At 65.5% G+C, this 16,619-nt stretch carries 17 protein-coding genes; 2 read left to right on the top strand and 15 right to left on the bottom strand.

Going from position 1 to position 16,619, the window contains the following annotated elements:
• Window positions 1–521: 521 nt before the first annotated feature.
• The 9 genes from LK459_RS07520 to LK459_RS07560 form a co-directional block, all read right to left on the bottom strand.
• A complete protein-coding gene (locus LK459_RS07520; RefSeq protein ID WP_227923613.1) occupies window positions 522–1,328 on the bottom strand; it encodes a hypothetical protein in 807 nt (268 codons plus the stop codon).
• A 262-nt stretch (window positions 1,329–1,590) separates the two neighbouring features.
• Window positions 1,591–1,953 (bottom strand): hypothetical protein, encoded by a 363-nt coding sequence (locus LK459_RS07525; RefSeq protein ID WP_227922485.1) that lies wholly within the window; start codon window positions 1,951–1,953, stop codon window positions 1,591–1,593.
• Between the two features lie 68 nt (window positions 1,954–2,021).
• Window positions 2,022–2,354 carry a hypothetical protein gene (locus tag LK459_RS07530; protein WP_227922490.1) on the bottom strand — a complete coding sequence of 111 codons (333 nt, stop codon included), beginning with the start codon at window positions 2,352–2,354 and terminating at the stop codon, window positions 2,022–2,024.
• Window positions 2,355–2,368: 14 nt separating this feature from the next.
• On the bottom strand, window positions 2,369–3,346 hold the full coding sequence (locus tag LK459_RS07535; protein ID WP_227922491.1) for a hypothetical protein: 978 nt from the start codon (window positions 3,344–3,346) through the stop codon (window positions 2,369–2,371).
• Window positions 3,343–4,284: a hypothetical protein gene (locus tag LK459_RS07540; RefSeq protein ID WP_227922501.1), complete on the bottom strand. Its 942-nt coding sequence runs from the start codon at window positions 4,282–4,284 to the stop codon at window positions 3,343–3,345. The genes LK459_RS07535 and LK459_RS07540 overlap by 4 nt, the downstream gene beginning before the upstream one ends.
• Window positions 4,271–5,329, bottom strand: a complete 1,059-nt coding sequence (locus tag LK459_RS07545) for a hypothetical protein (protein ID WP_227922503.1) — start codon at window positions 5,327–5,329, stop codon at window positions 4,271–4,273. The genes LK459_RS07540 and LK459_RS07545 overlap by 14 nt, the downstream gene beginning before the upstream one ends.
• A gap of 1 nt (window position 5,330) precedes the next feature.
• Window positions 5,331–5,519, bottom strand: coding sequence for a hypothetical protein (locus tag LK459_RS07550; protein ID WP_227922505.1), 189 nt, complete (start codon window positions 5,517–5,519; stop codon window positions 5,331–5,333).
• A gap of 109 nt (window positions 5,520–5,628) precedes the next feature.
• The gene (locus tag LK459_RS07555; protein ID WP_227922511.1) at window positions 5,629–6,555 is read right to left on the bottom strand and encodes a hypothetical protein; all 927 of its coding nucleotides are present in this window, start codon (window positions 6,553–6,555) and stop codon (window positions 5,629–5,631) included.
• On the bottom strand, window positions 6,552–6,770 hold the full coding sequence (locus LK459_RS07560) for a hypothetical protein (RefSeq protein WP_227922513.1): 219 nt from the start codon (window positions 6,768–6,770) through the stop codon (window positions 6,552–6,554). Before LK459_RS07560 ends, LK459_RS07555 begins: the two co-directional genes overlap by 4 nt.
• A gap of 201 nt (window positions 6,771–6,971) precedes the next feature.
• Between LK459_RS07560 and LK459_RS07565 the strand changes: the two genes are divergently transcribed.
• Both LK459_RS07565 and LK459_RS07570 read left to right on the top strand, forming a co-directional pair.
• The gene (locus LK459_RS07565; RefSeq protein WP_227922515.1) at window positions 6,972–7,244 is read left to right on the top strand and encodes a hypothetical protein; all 273 of its coding nucleotides are present in this window, start codon (window positions 6,972–6,974) and stop codon (window positions 7,242–7,244) included.
• Entirely contained in the window at window positions 7,241–8,725 is a 1,485-nt protein-coding gene (locus LK459_RS07570) for a type IV secretory system conjugative DNA transfer family protein (RefSeq protein WP_227922517.1), read from the top strand. Before LK459_RS07565 ends, LK459_RS07570 begins: the two co-directional genes overlap by 4 nt.
• An 84-nt stretch (window positions 8,726–8,809) precedes the next feature.
• On the opposite strand, the gene LK459_RS07575 is transcribed toward LK459_RS07570, so the two are convergent.
• From LK459_RS07575 to LK459_RS07600, 6 genes are all read right to left on the bottom strand, one after another.
• Window positions 8,810–9,331: a hypothetical protein gene (locus LK459_RS07575; protein WP_227922518.1), complete on the bottom strand. Its 522-nt coding sequence runs from the start codon at window positions 9,329–9,331 to the stop codon at window positions 8,810–8,812.
• A gap of 49 nt (window positions 9,332–9,380) precedes the next feature.
• A complete protein-coding gene (locus tag LK459_RS07580; protein ID WP_227922520.1) occupies window positions 9,381–9,650 on the bottom strand; it encodes a hypothetical protein in 270 nt (89 codons plus the stop codon).
• On the bottom strand, window positions 9,650–11,566 hold the full coding sequence (locus LK459_RS07585) for a coiled-coil domain-containing protein (RefSeq protein WP_227922522.1): 1,917 nt from the start codon (window positions 11,564–11,566) through the stop codon (window positions 9,650–9,652). The genes LK459_RS07580 and LK459_RS07585 overlap by 1 nt, the downstream gene beginning before the upstream one ends.
• 1,144 nt (window positions 11,567–12,710) lie before the next feature.
• Window positions 12,711–13,967 (bottom strand): hypothetical protein, encoded by a 1,257-nt coding sequence (locus LK459_RS07590; RefSeq protein WP_064902905.1) that lies wholly within the window; start codon window positions 13,965–13,967, stop codon window positions 12,711–12,713.
• Window positions 13,964–14,368 carry a VRR-NUC domain-containing protein gene (locus LK459_RS07595; RefSeq protein WP_227922524.1) on the bottom strand — a complete coding sequence of 135 codons (405 nt, stop codon included), beginning with the start codon at window positions 14,366–14,368 and terminating at the stop codon, window positions 13,964–13,966. The genes LK459_RS07590 and LK459_RS07595 overlap by 4 nt, the downstream gene beginning before the upstream one ends.
• Entirely contained in the window at window positions 14,365–16,491 is a 2,127-nt protein-coding gene (locus LK459_RS07600) for a DNA primase family protein (protein WP_227922525.1), read from the bottom strand. Before LK459_RS07600 ends, LK459_RS07595 begins: the two co-directional genes overlap by 4 nt.
• Window positions 16,492–16,619 lie beyond the last annotated feature (128 nt).

Here is a 16,619-nt window from a genome sequence, read left to right on the forward strand (position 1 = left end):
GCTATGCGCGAACGCCGCTCGAGTCCTGCCAAGCTCGTCACCACCGTCGAGGATGACCGTCGGTTCCTGTTAGCGATCAGAGGCGGCCACGGGTGAGCACTGTCTCGGCAACCCGCGGCCCTACTCCGTATTCGGGTACCGAGAAACGCACCGAACGCCAGCTCCAGGCACCCACTCAGTGGTCCATCCAGTTGAGCGAACGCGTTAACCGGCTAGTGCTCGCTCGAGCAAAGGGATGAGCGAAGGCTCAAAGTAGACGGCCGGGACATCACCGCCGATCACCTCGATCGAGTTGGGCGGAAGCTGTTGCGCCACAAAGTCGACCAAGGCGAGATGATCATCGCGGGCGAAAGCCACATATGCAGGGCATGTGACCCGTCGCTCCCACATCACCCCACCCTGGCACGAGAACCTGGTGATCCAACCACGCTCGAAACAGCTCTCGATGATCCGCACCATCTCCACGTCGACGCTGAATCCGCGGTCGAGCCTGACCTGTGGGTGCCAGACATTCGGACCGGTCATGACGGGAGAAGCCCCCGCTCTCGGGCGAGCACGATCAGGTGATCCCGCAGCTCGTCGATCTGGGCCAACGTGTAGACACCGTCGATGCGGCCATCGACGGCCATCGCGTAGATCCGACGAAGATCGGCTTTTCGCATATTCCAACCGATCCCGTCGATGACGGCGAGCACGGCCTGACCCGGTAGCCGCACCGCTGCCACCGCGGCGATCTCCCTCTCAGCGTCGGTCAACTTGCTGCCAGTAGAGTCGAATCCCTTTGCCGGGATGACGATTTCGCGTCCCGATCCGAGTTCGCCGATGATCAGATCGGCGGGTGCGCTAAAACCGTCACGGCCGATGAAGCGGCTGCGAACAACGTAAGGCAGACCGAGTTCGCGCACCAGATCCTCGATCTCGTCCTCGATATACCTACCCGCGTGACCGGCACGGATCGCGGTGGCTCGGGTGCCAGCGCGGGCCACGAGCACGTCGGCGAGCGTGTAGTCGCGAGACGCCTGCGCGTCAAGGGACGCGACCACCTCGAACTCCTCGTCGAGCCAGGCGATAAGGGCCTCGGGCTGCTCGCGCGCGATCACGGCCCATGCAGGCGTGCCGAATTGATGACGCAAGAGGTTGATGAGCTTTTCGCGCGAGAGGCCGACTGTTAAGCCGAGGACGGGAACATCCCTCGGATGCGCCACCACCCACGCCACGAGGTCTGCGGGGGTGACATGGGTGGTGGGCAGCGTCGCCGCGGCGGCGACGATCCGCTCGGTTTCAGGCGTGGGGGCGGTCGGGTCGACATGTGGCGTCAACCTGCGCATCGAATGTAGGAGGTCGTCGAAAGATGTTGTGGGCACTGGATTGCTCTCTCTCTGAATGTGCGCGAATGGTCACCCCCGCCGCCAGAGTGGCGTCGGGGGCTGTCCAGTTATCGCGGCTCAGAGAGTCCACGCGGGTGTGTCACCAGAGTCGACGGCTTAGCACGCTCTCGCAACATCTGTTGAAAATCTCCACCGCTTGAATGACGCGAGCCCCGTGACGGAAGGTCCGTCACGGGGCTCGAATACTGTTGTGCGCCAAGCGTCACCGATGGCGCAGGTAGATGGCGTTGGCCACCGGACCGACATGCACCGTGTAAGCACCCGGGTCGGCGTCCCCCATCGATTCGACGACCACGGGCACCCCGGCAATCGACCCCCGCGCACCGTCTGCGGTCGGGGTCAGGTGACCGCTCTGCCCGCCGATGGTGATCACGTCGCCGTGGATCGACGCCGGGACATGACCCAGCGGGATCGGCGCCAAGCCCAGGACTGCGTGAACTTCGGCGTCATAGTTGCCGGGCTGCACGTCGGCCGCGGCGGTCCCTGCGCCGATCGCTCCGAGACCAGCGATGGCGGCGGCTCCGGCGAGAGCGACGGTGGCGGTCTTGATCTTGTTGGTGTTCATTCTCTGACTCCTTGCATTGATGCCTGATTTGCGTTGAATACGTTGTCTAGCTAGCTGTTTCGATCTGCCTACCGTGGCGTCAGCGTGATGGTCACCCCCGTTGGTACTCCGAGGATCAGGGACGGGCCGCTGAATCCGCGGCCCCGCTGGGTGAGTCGGTAGGTGATCGCATCGCCCGCCACGTCGACCGTCGCGCCGGCTCGCGTCGGGTGCATCGGCAGGTCTTGGCCGAGGTAGTGGAGATGACCACGGGAGATGGTGGCGGGGGCGTGGGCGCCTGCGCTGCTGGTGAAGACGTAGCGGCCGTCGGGGATCGAGGCTGATGCGGTGCCGACGCCGAGACCTGCCAGTGCAGCTGCTGCGGCGACAGTGCTGGCGACGATGCGTGACTTCGTGTTCATGTCGTTGTGCTCCTTCAGTTTTCGGGGGTGGGTGCAGGACTCGAGCTGGCAGAGCCGTCGTGCTCGAGGGTCAGTTGGGCCAACTTGGTGCCGACGATGGCCCAGGCGGTCGTGCTCTTCGACTCACCACTGGCGATGACCGCCGCGAGTCGGGTGCGATCGCCGGTCGAGCCGTTGCTGGCGACGTTGTAATCGCCAGGCTGGAAGTCGGTCCGACACGCACCGCGCATCGGCTGATCGGTGCCGGTGCCCGGGCCTTCACCGGCGATGCGCACCGGGGAGGTGGAAGCCGTTGCCTTCCACCAGCTCCCGCCTTGTTCAGTCGCACCTCCGCTGCCGGTGTAAGCACCGATCTGATCCGTGGTCAGCTGCAAGAGCACTACGCGGGGGCCGGTACCGCCGTCAGGCCCTGCACCCTGTGAAGGGTCTGCCCAGGTCGAGATCGGTGAGGGCTGCGATGCACCACCTTTCAGAAGATCACCGGCGCGGCTGGTGAATCCTGATGGGAGATCGGTGGTGCTCGTAACCTTCAGCCGCATCGACGGCCTGTCGGAGCCTGTCCATTGCGCTGAGGCCAAGCCCTTGCCGGTGTATTCACCACACGACGCTGTCGGTGCGAGTTCTGCACGCTCGGCTTCGGCGCTACCGCGCACCGACGCCGACTCGGACTGGTAACGGGATTCGAGCTCGTCCTTCTTGCTGCTCGCCGCCGCCTTGATGTCGCCGGCAGTGTTTTGTGATCCGATCGCGTGCGCGCCGTAGACCACGCCGCCGAGGACCAGCGCCACAACTGCTGCACCGACAGCGAGCAGAGCTTTCGGCGCTTTCGGCGTCGGGCCGGTCGATGTCGGAACTTCCGTCATCGGTGGTGCCGCAGGATGATCCGACGCCGCGTCGGCGTCATCGACGATCTCGTACCCACCAGCCTCGAGTTCAGACGGATCGATCACGTTGCCGTCTTCGTCGACGTACAGTTCCTCTTCGTCGCTCATCGCTCACCCTCCCCGGTTGCCGGGGTGGTCGAAACGGACGCGCTCGACGAACTCGAGGCGCTCCCACCACTGGCCCACATCAGTTCCGTCTTCAGGAGCTTGTCGCGAGCCACCGCCCACACCACCTGCGGTGCGCCAGCTTTCAACGACGACGCATCCACCTTGAGCGCGCTGAGCGGAATCTGGCCGGGCTGATCCGCCTGTGCCGCTCCCGGGACGCCGCTCCCGACGACGAGGTACGTGTCTGGCTTGAAGAACGACGTGCAGGCTCCCGGGAAGTCCTTGTCGCCACCGGCGCCCCTGCCCTCGCCCGCGACCACGGGGCGGCCTGAGCCCGTCTCGACGCTGACCTTCCACCAGCCGGAGCTCAGCGGCGAATCGCGCTCGTCCCAGTAGATTCCGAGGCCGGTGTCACCGGTTTGGAGGATCTGCACCCGGTGCATCTGCTCGGACAGCTGTGCGCCCACCCGACCTGAGAACGAGGGCGGGAGCTGGACCGAATCGATGACCTTCAACATTGCGTTCGGACGTGAGTCACCCGCGGGCCACGCTGCCTTGTCGACTCCGGACTGGCAAGCGAGCAGCGGCGGCTGAACCGCGTTGACACCGTTCGCCGCTGCGGGTACCAAGCTCGACGGGCTGCTCGGTGTCGACGACGGGGCCACCGACGACATATTCGACGATGAGGTCGCCGCGGGCGCCGGAGCGTCGTTGTGTCCACTGGTCAGGACATAGGCAGCACCTCCGCCACCGGCCAACAGGGCGATGACCGCGGCGCTGACGGCAACGACTCTGCGGCCCTTGTGCTTCGGTGCCGGGTTGGCGGTAGCGAGTGCGTCGGCGGCGGGTACATCATCGACTACCTCGTAGCCACCGCTCTCGATCTCACTCGGGTCGACGATGTTGCCATCCTCGTCGCGAAACTCATGCTTGGACATCGGAGTTCTCCTTTTTATTGGTCTTGCGCACGACCGTCACCTGCATGGACTGTTCGACCTTGCGGACCCTGCGGACCTTCTTGGGTGCGACGGCGGGAGCGGGTGCGGCCGGTTGTTCGACGGCCTGCGGAGTGGGCGTGGGTGCGGAGGCAACCGGATGCTCGACGACCGGTGTCGATGTGGGCGCTGGTGCAGGTGCGGACGGTTGCTGTACCGCCACCGCCGCAGGCTGAGCCGAACGGATCACGCCGTTGCGCCGCAGGCTCGCGATCATGTTGGGCCACAGCGCCGGCATGACCACCACCGATCCCAGCAAAAGCGAAACACCAGCAGCGATGTATAGGTTCGAGAAGATGTGCAGAAGAATCGAAATCGCCTGCCGCACTCCGAGGAAGCCGACCCCGTATCCAACCGAGGCCACAGCCAGGGCCGCGACGTTGCACCGCTGCAGATAGACAGTGGCTGCCTGGGCCGCCCACCGGGCGACGGCCAGCACGAACTCCTCATCACCTTGGTCCTCGCGACCTGCCATCACAGCCGCCCAGGCGGGCGCCTGAGTGGCGGCCCCGGTGGTGCGAGCACGGCGGAGTATCTGGCCGACGAAGAAGGTAAGCGCCGCAGTGATCGCGATGCTGGCGTAACCGGCGACCGGTCCCCCGGTGATCGGTCGCAACCCCACCGCGATCAGCTCTCGCGCCGCGAGGAACGCACCGCCGTACAGGACCGAGATCGCGAGTAGCGTGGGGAGTTTGGTCCGAGCGAGACGGCCCTGCGCCGCGCCCGACATGGCGTCGGCGACCACCCAACCGTCGCTTCCGGTGGCCGCCCTGGTCGGCAGCCCGATCAACCGCCGCCCCCAGAGCTGTCGAACGAAGAACACCAGTGCGGCCGTCGACGCGACGCTGATGTAGGGCGCCCACGATCCCTGGCCAAAGGCCCAGGCCACCATCCCGATCCCACCGAACGCCATGATGGTTCCGACGATGCGCAGGACTTCCCCCGTGCCGGTCTGGACGTGGACCGTGATTGGCTGTTGGTTGCTCATATCAGCTGCCTCCCTTGCTGTCTCGTCCGCCCGCCACAAACCCCGCGACTATCAGCGCCGCACATGCCGCCCCCGCGCCCGCCCCGGCCCAACGCCACCCGCCGCCGAGCACGGCGCCGGTGACGATCAGGGCCAGGAGGCCGAGCACGACGAGGAGGGCTGCGATGCCGATCAGGCGTCCGCGGGTCATTGGAATCCCTCGTCGTCTGAGTCGGCGTCGTGGTCGATCAGGAACAGCGCGAGCTGCAGAGCTTGCAGGTTGTCTACGGCTGCGGTGTCGGTGGTGGTTGCGGTGTCACTCATCGGATTTCCTCGTCGTCTCGTTCGTCCTCGTGGCTGAACTCCGGCTCATCGTCGATGTCGGTCGGCATCTGGTCGAGAACGTCGGGTTCGCCGGCATGACCGAAACCGAGGGATTCGTCCATCACGGCTTCTTGGGCCGCGATTTCGTCCGGCGTCAATTCCGGCAGCTTCGGCACCACGACCGGTTCCGGTTCGACAGGCACGGCCTGGGCTTTCGGAGCCTCGAGCTGACGTTGCGGCTCCTCGGACTCCTTCGCTTCCTCGTCCGGCTCAACGCCGGGATCGAGGCGAACCAGGTCTTTGTCGTCGATGCGCTCCCAGGTGCCGTCCGGAAGCTGCTTCGCCGCGACCAACTTCTTCTTCGGTACGCCCGCCCAGCCCCAGCTATAGAACAGCCAGGTGGCGAACAGGAGGCCGATCACCAACTGCCACCCCCATGAGGAGATCGAGTTCAACTCGAAGAAATTGCTCGGGAAGTAGCGATCGACGTGCAGCTTCACGAACCGCATTGGAACGTCGAAGAGCCACAGCGTTGCTGCCAGCAATGCGGCCGCACCCGCCATACCCGCTGCGACACTGGGCCACATACGCGGCCGCGTGATTCGCGGTGAAGCGAGCCAGAGGACTCGATAGATTCCTGCGCCGATGACCAGGCCGGGTAGCACCGTCACGGCCGCGACGACCGCGACGATGACGGTGACGAACATCCGGTTCGACGTGAACGCATCGCCCAGCAGATGCACCTTGATCCAGTGACGCTCGACTTCATCTTGACCCGCGGGTTGGGCGACGCCCGCTCCGTCGAGCTCAGCGCGGCGGGCGGCACGATCGAGAATCTGGCTGTGGCGGCGGAGTACGCTGCCGTCCTTCGAGTGACGAGCGAGCCAGCTCGCCCGTTCGCGCTCGTAACGGGTGGCCCTCACTTCGCACCGCCCAGGCACGCGGCCAGCTGTTCGGCCGTCTGAAGCGGTAGGCAGTGCTCAATCGTGACTCGCTGCCGGTCCGCATCCTTGCCACCTTCGTCGCCGACCAGGCTGCCGCCGACAAATGCACCGGCGATGAAAACTACTGCGGCGACAATGGTTTTGGCGTTGACGATCATCCCGATGATGCTGCGACCGGACTGCGTCTGCACCATATCTGCCTCCTCTCGATTCCTATGGCTGTACTGCCGATGCCGGTTACGTTACGCTCAGCACGTGACGCACTGCAAGCACGAATTATGTTGCAGCACAACGGAATAATGCATATGAATAACTACATTCCAGGAATCGGCAGACCGAAAGGTGCAGGTGGAGAACATGATTCGAGTACATCGAATAACCAAGGGAGATAACCGATGTCGGACTCGTTGACCACCAGGCAGGGGGTGCCGCTTACCGTCGACGAACTCGACGGACTCCGGGGACTTGCGCGCGAGCACGGCATCACGCCCGGGCTGTTGGCAAGGGCGCTGTTGTTGTGGGCGAGCCAGACCATCCCGCCCGACGATCTCGCGGCCGTCGTCGATGACGCCCGCGATCAAGCAGCCGACAGGGCCAGCGCCGCAGGCGCCACGGCCATCGCGGCCCGGTGGGCCGCGACACCGGGACATACAGAGAAGGAGCAATGATGAAGAAAATCATGAGCAGGAACGCCGCGGGCACGACGCCACCGGCACTGCCGGACAATCCGTACGTGGGCATCATCGATCTGCCTGATGGCCGACCGGTGGTGCGTGATTGGCGCAACCGCGGGCGAGTCGATGGTGATCTCGCTGCGGGTCCGCCACACGTTCTGGTGGCGGGCGAAACGGGCGCTTCGAAAACTCGTTCGATTTTGGCACCCAATGTGCTGGCCTGGGGGCCGCGGCCGGTCGTGGCTATGAGCTCAAAAGGTGACTTGTGCGAGCTGACGATCGAGCGACGCGCCCGCTACGGCCCTGTCTACGTCATGGATTTGGCCGGACGGGTGCGCCCCAGTGAACTGCGGGGTATCGACGTCACACCCGTCTCCGCAGATCCCTGCGCCGCCCTGACCTGTGACGATGACGCGATCCGCCTCGCTGACCTGTTGCTCGAGATGGGCGACGGCGGTGACGGTGGGGGCGGCGGGGATTCATCATTCTGGAAATCGTTGGCGCGCAGGCGATTAGCGTGTTTCCTGCGGGCCGGAGGCTACTACACCGACCCGTACACCAAGCAGCGCGTGTGGGGCGGCGGGGTCGCTTGGGCGCTGGATGCCTGCGAGGACGTGGGACCTGCTGCAGCTGATCCGATGGAGGGCGTCGAACAGGTCGGCGTCGGCATCACGCAGGAGGGCGTCGACGCGACCGCTGCCGCCGCACCCGAACCGCGCGACATGGACAGCGCGAACTGGAGCGTCGCAATCCGGAGGTGCTTGGTGCTCGGATCACGACACACGAAATCCCTTCTCGCGGCTCGATCGATGGACGCGAAACAGCGGGATTCGATCGGGATGAATTGTCAATCCGCGATGTCGAGCTGGTCTTCGGACGCCGTCGCAACCGGGCACACACCGTTCGAACCGTCGATGCTGGCGACCAAGGGCGCGACGCTCTATATCGTCGCGCCGAGCGATGGAGCCGCAGCACCACCCGCGTCGATTACGCTTGCGCAAATCACGCAGCACTGGAGCATCCACTACGACGATCTGCGCACTGTCCTTTATGTTTTGGACGAGCTCGCCAACGCGGCCGCTCCGCCCGCTCGACTGTTTGAGAGTTGGGTTTCACAGGGGCGCGGTTGGAAGATCAGGTTGCTCGGTGGGCTGCAAAATAGTTCTCAGTTCAAACGAGTTTGGTCTGACGCGTCGTGCGAAATCTTGCGCAACACGTTCCCCGCTTTTCTGTTACTGCTTGGCTCGAACGAAATCGAGCTACTCGAACGCGCAGTCACGCTAACCCCAACCGAAGAGCGCGGCACTGCGTCGCGCACCGGCGCCCAGGCCAGTCACGCGCGCGAACGCGGAGCCGCTCTCACTGTCGCGGATTTGAATGCGGTCGAACCCGGATTCGGACGTCTGTTGCTTTCGGGGATGGCCGGCGTCCGTGTTCGGCTGCCCGACCTGGATGCCACCGACCTCCGTCGGTGACGCCAGCGACGACGAGACCCCCGGAGCAAGCGGCTCCGGGGGTCTCTTTGTGGGTTCTCGTGGCGGCGGGGTCTGCATTCCGCGTCACCGTGATCGCGACAGGCCGCGATCCTGATCGAGACCGCGCGACCGGGCAGCGGCCCGATCCTGCTCGGCCATGGTCCGTTCAGCCGCCTCGATGCGGTCGATGGCGTCTACGTCGACGCCGGTCGCAGCGGTCGAGGCCGTCTTCATCGGGTCCTGTACCGCCTCGTTCGCGTCCTTGATCTGCTGCCGAACGCGGGCATTCACCGTCGCCTGCTGCTGCTTGACCAACCGGGCTTCCGGCGAGTTCATCGCGCCGTCGCCGAACTTCTTCTTCACCGCGGCCTCGCCGCCAGGGCGGCTCAGCAGATCGCGCATCTCATCAAACCGCTCCTTGTCGATGTCGGCGGTGTCGCGCTTCTCCTGGCCGGAGGCGGCGCGGATCGCCTGATCGGCCTCACGCTGCTCATCGAGCTCATCGCTCGCAGTCTGCTCCTCACGCTGGTGTCGGCGCGCCTCGGCTTCCCGCTGGGCCTCTGCTTCACGCAACCGCGCAGTGGCGGTGCCGTTGTTCTCGGGCATCGGTTCTTCCTCTCTCTACCTACATCCCGACCGGGCGGTCGGGAAGCTCTCAGATCCAACGCGGTAGCGCGGCCCGCCGCCGCACCATGCGCGCCGTCAGGTCGCGGATGTGGTCGAAGCAGGCGTAGTCGTCGCAGCGCAACAGGGGCCAGTCGCGGCCCGGGGGCCGGTCGTACACCGTGCCGACCATTACGGCCAACTCGCTGCACCAGCCGCAGCGGTGTTCGCCGTGGGCTTTGGCGCGGGCGGCGGCGAGTTGTTCGCGAACCGAGGGCGTACCGATCATCGGCGTGCCGTATCCCGTCTCGTCGGTCGCCATCACCGATCCTGTCCTTGGGACTGATCCGGCGGGTCGAGCTCGCGCGCACGGTCCTGCTGAGCCATCGTCCGCTCGCCCTCCTCGATGCGGGCGATGGCGTCGGCCGTAGAGCCGCCGTTTGTTCGGCGCTCGAGCTCGACACGAACGTCGCGGTCGGCCCGGCGCACCTGTGCCGCAGCCTGGCGGTCCCGTTCGGCCAGCGCCGGTGCCAGCATTCCGGCGACCTCCAACGCGGTGCTCTTCACCGGCTTGCCGTCCGGCCCGCGTGTATAGCCAGCGGGCGTCTGCTCGAAGGCTGGGATTATGGCGAGCGCGGTCCGCATGTGCGGGTCAGGGATAGCCTCGGTCGCCGCGCCATGGTCGTAGTCCGCCCACTTCTCAGCCCGGCTGGCCAAATCGTCGACTCGGTCCAGGGTTTCGCCGATGGCCTGTCGCTCGGCGGCGGCGGCACGGCGATCATCGGCCGCCGCAGCACGATCGACCTCGGCCTCATCGGCAGCTTCCCGCTGGCGCCGTTCGTGCTCGGCAGCGGCTGCACGGGCCTGCTCAGCCAAGTCCTTTGCCGCAGTTGCCGCAGCGAGCTCCGTCGCCACCTCGGCGCGACCCGCTTCGCGGCCTTCAGCGCGGCCCTCATCGACGGCAGCGGCGCGGAGTCGCGGAATCTCTGCAGCCAGCTCATCGAGCGCGGCTTCGCGCTGATCCAGCTGTGCTGTACGCGCGACCGTGGCGGCGTCGATCTCCGCGACCCTGTCGTCGAGGGCGAGGCGGATCGCGGCGGCCTCTTCACCGAAGTTCGTTTCCCGCATCGATAGCTCGATCTCGTCCCGCCTCACCTCTGCCGCGGCCTCGTGAGCATTGACCAGCGCATCAACTACTGCATCGCGGTGATCCTCGATCTCGCTCGCGGTGGCCGCAACGAACGCGAGGTCCTCGGCAACAACGTCCTCGTGCTCAGCCTGCGCGTCCAACAGCGCCTGGTAATCCGCGTGATCGAGGCGGCGCATGTGCCGGTCCACGTCAATCTCGGACTCGATGTCATACCCGAGAGCGAGCATGTGCTCGCGCAACTCCTCGTGGTACCGCGACATCTTGCGGCTGCCAGCCTCTCGGACCATCTTCGGGTCACCGTGCTCGTCGAACAGCGGCGTCCCGGTCCGGCGATCCGTCGACTGCACCAGCCGATCGCTGCGATGCGATCCGAATGCCCTCTGGTAGCCGGACTTCAACCCCTGTGGGTTCTTCTTGCTGATGTCGTCCTCGAACACGTCGCAGAGCATCTGCACGTGAGGTCTTCCCTCGTCAAACTGCAACGAGTAGCAGTGGATCGACTCTTGGCCGCCGGGGAGCAGCTGGGCCTGGAACGCGACAAACGCTTCGAAATATCGCACCGCCTGGTCCATGTCCTTGGCGCGATAACGCGGAAGCATAATGGGCTCACCGGCCTTGGAGCCCTTGGCGTACACCTTGCCGCGGCCGGTTTTCGGATCGCGCGGATTGAAATAGGTGCCGTCGGGCTCGCACATTCCGAGCGGCAGCTGCCCCACGATGGTGTCGCCGATCCGTTCACCCGTGCCCTCACGAGCATCCCGCGTCTTGGCGTCGGGCTTCGGCGTCCCGGCCTTGGGAGTCTTCGTCAACCGAGCTACCCGGGCGTCGCCGTACTGCAACGCTTCTTCGATCGACTGCATCGGCTTGAAGCCGCCGTCGCCATCGTTGACCATGTCGACGTTCGCCCACGTCATCTCCGGATTGATCGCCGGATTCAGCGCCGCCTGCTTGAGCGTCTCCTCCATGCCCGCGGTCTTGCGCTCAGCCTCCTTCATGATCGCCGCACGGCGGCCACGATCCTGCCCCGCCCCGCGTGAGCGCAAACCCCAGTGATCCATCGAGGCGCGCGATGCACGATCCGTTGCCATACCCGCGCCTCCTCTCTCTCGACTCGATCCCGGGCGGCGGTCCGGGCCCCTCGCTCCGCTCCCGGACCACCGCCCGAGCTGCTGCATTCTTATGCGACTATGCGGATAACTATACAGTCTCAAACAGGAATCCGCATCGGTGTCATAGGGCCCCATAAGACAGGACAGTCGCTGCGCTCCTTCTCGCTGCGCTCGCCTGTCTGATGCCGCCCTGCGGGCGGCCGGTCTCGCTGGCGCTCGCCGGGGGCTGGACCGGGCTTGCGCCCGGATGGCGCTGCGCGCCAACGTCACCCACGCACCGCCTCCGAACACTCGCTCGCTCGCGTCCTGTCGCCGGGTGGTGGATCGGCCACCACGTGGCCGATGTCAACACGGTGCCCGCGCCCGCGCGGGAGAGAGCTCTGTGACAGGGCACCGCTCCGAGAGCCCTGCCACGGGACTCCGCGCCGTGAGGATGGCACGGCCGGATGGCTCGACGGGTACACGGGCCTCGCGCACGCGCTCGCCCCGCGTACGCCATCCCGGAGCCGTGGACTGTGCCAGGGATGTTGGCGCAGAGGTAGCGGATCGGATGTACCCCGTCGGCGAGTACCGGATCGGGGTCGACGCCGAGCGCGGTGCCGTGGGCGATGATGCGGCCGTGATGATGCGAGGGGTACCGGGCCCTCTTTGGGGTCGGAGCCGGACCGAGGAGGCTGTGACCGCGTGGATACGGGGCTCTCGGTCGGGAGTGATGGCCCGTCAACTGGCCCGGTTTGGTGTAGGCATCAGGAGCCGCGGGGAATATCGAAATTGAATATCGCACATTCGGCCAGATCGGGCCGAAACAATAACGCAGACAATATGTTTGCCTGCGTTCCGCCTTCAGTATCGACCATGCGGAAGGCAGACAGAAGGCGTATTGGAGGCAACACACGGGCAGATGGAAGGCAGACGGAGGGTATGACACCGTTTCGGGCACACGCGAAGGCAGGCTGAAGGCAGAGGGAAGGCGGCCACGCCGTCGAGATGCCTTTGGCGTAGCCATGTTTCGCCGTCGGTACGGCCAATCGTGAAGGCACAGAATGTACTAGCACGGGCCGCAGATAGAGGAAAGACCCCGCCGGTGTGGTCCGGCGGGGTCTTCCCAAGCGGTCGTCGCGAGCTATCCCACGGCAACCAAGCCCGGCTCCCGGGGCCGCCCGATCGCGGCGGCGTAGGCGGGATCGAGGTCGGCGGCCGCGTCAGCCCACCTCTTAACAGTGTTGTGTGATCCCACGCCGACCTGATCTGCCACCTTGCGACGACTGATGCCCTCGGCCAACAGACCGAGCGCCTCGGCGAGCACGTCGACGGCGACGTCGAGATCGCGTTCCTCCCGCACACGTTCGGCGACGGATCGGATGTCGAGGGGGACGGTCACCGGTTGGTCCGTGACCGGCTCGGTGGCCTCCTCTCCCGCCGTGGTCACCGTGTGGTCCGCGACAGCGGTCAGCTGGTCAGTGACCACCTGGTCATCGTGGTCAGTGACCGGTCCGTCGAGCGTGGTCACCCGGTCCGTGACCACGCGGTCACCGTCATGGTCACGGTGGTCCGTGACCGCAGTCGGACGGTCACTGACCACGGATTCGACCAGCTCAGCGGCGGTGACCGGGGCATGATCACCCCGGTTCGTCGCGGTGGTCACCGCCCGATCCGCACGGCTGGTCACAGGGTGGTCCACCTGGTCAGTGACGAGTACGACCGGCGTGGTCACCGCCTGGTCCGTCGCCGTGGTCACTGGGTTGGTCAGCTGGTCATTGACTGACTGGTCCGTGTGGTCAGTGACCACGGCGACGGGCCGGTCCGCGACGTGGTCACCCTGGTCAGTGACCAACGTGGTCCGTGGGGCGGTAACGGACTGCCGATCCGCTCCGTCGACCGCATGCTCGTCCGACCGCATGGCGTGCGTCGCGAGCAGCACGCCGAGCGTGGCCACCCCCGCCGGGATGTCGAGCAGCAGTGGCAGCGTCCACGAATATGCACCCCAGCCCATCGTCGCCGCCAGGCCGGTCAAACCCTCGAACGAGACGTAGAGAGCGATCGCCGCCACCGCGGTCACCGCCAGGACGAGCGGCACGACCACGATGACCGACGACCAGTCGACGTGGCGCTCGCCGTGTTCTGGTCGCGGCCCGGGCCGCCTCATCGCTCCACCGAAGCTGTTGGCCATGACGGCACCCAGGTGGACCATGAGCGCGAACACCAGAGGCGGCGCGCCATGGCTGACGGCGACAACCCACGGCGGCACCGTCGGGGCCACGCCGTACAGGACGTTGCCGGCCACCGAGAGGGTCGCGAATCCCACGAGCGTCGCGAAGTAGTAGCGATAGCCGTAGGTCTCGACATCGGTGTCAAGACTTAACGGATTGACCATCTTCATCGTGGTCCTCCTTTCGTGCTGGTGCCCATCGCGGCAACTACCGCGACACCTTTGATCCGGTCCACGCTCCGTGCCGTCCGGTCGTCGCGCCCGGCCGGCCCGAACGCAGCGTCGAGGAGTTCGTCGACGCCGGCCTTGGTGTCGACCACAGCGACCCGGGCACCGTGTCGGATCAGCTCGGCGTGGCAATGGAGTTGGGATGGCCGCGGCCTGCCGCCGGGTCGCTTCACTTCGATGAAGAGGGTGACGGGCTGGCCGTCGGCGTCGAGTCCGAGCAGGACTCGGTCAGGGACGCCGATGTGGCCTGGGGACACGAATTTCAGGCAGAGGACGTTGCGGGCTTTGCAGGCGTCGCGCAGGTATGTCTCGATGACGCGCTCGCGGGGTGTGGTGGCGGTCATGACTCCGCACCGATCACCACGGCGGGTTGTCCGGAGTGCGGTAACAACAGGCCGTCGAGCTTTGTGCCGGCGACTGCGGCCCGGACCTCAGCGTCTAGTTGTGATGCGGTTTGTCCGGTGTTCTCTGTGTTCTCGGTGCTGGTCTGGTTTTCCTCACCGACAGGATTGGATTCAGCGTGGCTCGTCGCGGTGGCGCTGCCACCGATGCCCGCCGACGGGCGGTGTCCGGCTTCGTTGGCGATGGCCAGCATCGGGTCTTTCTCTCGACGAACGAGGCCGCGGTAGCTGGCCTTGAACTGGTCAGAGCGCAGCGTTGCGCGCAGCAGCGGCTTGCTCTGCGGGGCGCTCTGGTTGACCCAGTCAGTCAGATCGAATTCGACGATCATCGGCTCGGCCCGGATCATGCTGGCTCCGGGGCGGTGGCTAACGCCGCGGTCCTTGCACTCCCATGGCCCGGTCTCGTCGGCGTTCACCAGGGTGACCAGCTCGTCGATGAACTTGTTGCGCCCGATGGGCTTGCCACTCGGGACATTTCTCGAGAACCAGCCCCGGTAGAGGTCGTAGAGGAACTGGAAGGGCAGCAGGTTCCAGGCGAACTGCCGGTTCACGTCGTTCCAGAAGGCGCGTACCGGGTCGTTGAACTCCTTGAAGTCCTCGAGGAGCAGCTTGGTGGCCTCGGGCTCGGCGAGCTCGTAGTAGCGCATGGTCAGCACCCGCTTGAGCACGTACTCGAGAACCTCTTGCCGCTTGAGGTAGTCGTCCTTGATGTACTTGCGCTCGGCGCCGGTGAAGCACTTGGTGAAGGGCACGAACAACTGCCGTCGGTAGATCGAACCACCTTTATCCTTGAAGATCGGCTTGTCGTTCAAGCACTGCACCATGAATCCAAAGTGCTGGTGGGCAATCACGGGTCGGTTCTTCCGGTTGATCGTGATCACGTCGTTGGTGACCACCGCCTTGAAGTTGGCCGCCTTCTCGACGAATGCGCCCACGTCGTTCTCGTCCACCAGGATCGCACTGGTCCGAGTGAGCGGCTCGAGCCTGAACTCCTTGCCGAAGTCATCGAGCGGGATGGAGGCGTAGTTCCCGCCGCCGAGCAGGTTGCGCATCAGGCTCAGCAGCGTGCCCTTGCCGTTGTTGCCCTGGGTGGAGTACAGGAACGCGGCCTTGTTCCAGGACACGTACGGCCTGGTGGCGGCGCCGATGATCTGCCAGAGCAGCTCGATCATCTCCTCGTCGGCGGCGATCTCGTTGCCGTCGGCATCCACGCTGTTGTGGAAGCCGCGCATCCAGCTCTCGACGTCCCAGTCGGTACCGTCGTCGTCGTTGTGGATGGTGACGTTCTCGGCGTCGGGGTTCCAGTCGGTGTCGAGCTTGGCCAGGAACACGTAGTCGGGACTGAACGGCTTGAAGGTGGGCATGGTGATGACCCGGTTCGGGTCGTCGAAGGGCAGCGAGTCGTCCACACGCAGGGTGGAGTAGTCCACGATGCCGTTGCGCACCGCGATGAGGTTCTGGTTCTGGCCGCGATCGACCGGCGACCCGGCATCACGCAGCACATTCAGCACCTCGGCGAACTCCTTGGCGGTCAGGTCCGGGCAGTACCGCCGTGCGACCAGCCGCAGTTCCACATGTGCTGTCCGGTAGGTGCCACAGTGCGGGCTGTTTGGGTCGCCGTCATACACGATCGGGTAGTAGGTATCTGGATCGGACGCACTCGACCCGGGGCGCAAGACGCGCACGGTATGCAGAGCCAGCACCAGGCGGGCTACCTCGGCGAATCCGAGTCGTTTGAGGGGTACCAGCTTCAGTCCGACGAGCTCGTCGGCCTTGAGAGCGGCGTTCTGCAGCGCGATCGCGTCGTTGATGCGACCGAGCAACCCATCGGTGACCTGCTCGGGATCGGCCTCGCGCAGTGCGGCCAGGTTGGCCTGAGCCAGGTATTCCGAACAGACACGCTTGGCGATGATCGCGGTGGTCGCGGTGTACTGGCGACCGTCGGCGTCGCGAAGGCAGTCGGCCACATCGACTCCGACGGAGTCGAGATCCTCGTACTCGAGGTCCGCGGCATCCTGGGCGGCGAACTCTTCGTCGAAGTGGCTGTCGTCGGTGAAGTCGGTCATTGCGGCTCACCTGCCCGAAGCAGTTGCGACGAAGATGACGATGTAGCATGGTTATTGCAGGGAACAGTTGCAGACATACCCAGTCCTAGTTCTCGAGTTTGATCAAGACGCCCCGGTTGCAGCCGGGG

It is taken from the genome of Gordonia otitidis, assembly GCF_020735545.1.
In the GTDB taxonomy this organism is placed as follows: domain Bacteria; phylum Actinomycetota; class Actinomycetes; order Mycobacteriales; family Mycobacteriaceae; genus Gordonia; species Gordonia otitidis.

Excerpts from the sequence above, each read along its gene's own strand:
- LK459_RS07560 (WP_227922513.1), bottom strand. The coding sequence starts at position 6,770 with ATGGTGCAGACGCAGTCCGGTCGCAGCATCATCGGGATGATCGTCAAC.
- LK459_RS07550 (WP_227922505.1), bottom strand. The coding sequence starts at position 5,519 with ATGACCCGCGGACGCCTGATCGGCATCGCAGCCCTCCTCGTCGTGCTC.
- LK459_RS07590 (WP_064902905.1), bottom strand. The coding sequence starts at position 13,967 with ATGAAGATGGTCAATCCGTTAAGTCTTGACACCGATGTCGAGACCTAC.
- LK459_RS07580 (WP_227922520.1), bottom strand. The coding sequence starts at position 9,650 with ATGGCGACCGACGAGACGGGATACGGCACGCCGATGATCGGTACGCCC.
- LK459_RS07585 (WP_227922522.1), bottom strand. The coding sequence starts at position 11,566 with ATGGCAACGGATCGTGCATCGCGCGCCTCGATGGATCACTGGGGTTTG.
- LK459_RS07535 (WP_227922491.1), bottom strand. The coding sequence starts at position 3,346 with ATGAGCGACGAAGAGGAACTGTACGTCGACGAAGACGGCAACGTGATC.
- LK459_RS07575 (WP_227922518.1), bottom strand. The coding sequence starts at position 9,331 with ATGCCCGAGAACAACGGCACCGCCACTGCGCGGTTGCGTGAAGCAGAG.
- LK459_RS07565 (WP_227922515.1), top strand. The coding sequence starts at position 6,972 with ATGTCGGACTCGTTGACCACCAGGCAGGGGGTGCCGCTTACCGTCGAC.
- LK459_RS07530 (WP_227922490.1), bottom strand. The coding sequence starts at position 2,354 with ATGAACACGAAGTCACGCATCGTCGCCAGCACTGTCGCCGCAGCAGCT.
- LK459_RS07570 (WP_227922517.1), top strand. The coding sequence starts at position 7,241 with ATGATGAAGAAAATCATGAGCAGGAACGCCGCGGGCACGACGCCACCG.
- LK459_RS07595 (WP_227922524.1), bottom strand. The coding sequence starts at position 14,368 with ATGACCGCCACCACACCCCGCGAGCGCGTCATCGAGACATACCTGCGC.
- LK459_RS07540 (WP_227922501.1), bottom strand. The coding sequence starts at position 4,284 with ATGTCCAAGCATGAGTTTCGCGACGAGGATGGCAACATCGTCGACCCG.
- LK459_RS07545 (WP_227922503.1), bottom strand. The coding sequence starts at position 5,329 with ATGAGCAACCAACAGCCAATCACGGTCCACGTCCAGACCGGCACGGGG.
- LK459_RS07525 (WP_227922485.1), bottom strand. The coding sequence starts at position 1,953 with ATGAACACCAACAAGATCAAGACCGCCACCGTCGCTCTCGCCGGAGCC.
- LK459_RS07520 (WP_227923613.1), bottom strand. The coding sequence starts at position 1,328 with ATGCGCAGGTTGACGCCACATGTCGACCCGACCGCCCCCACGCCTGAA.
- LK459_RS07600 (WP_227922525.1), bottom strand. The coding sequence starts at position 16,491 with ATGACCGACTTCACCGACGACAGCCACTTCGACGAAGAGTTCGCCGCC.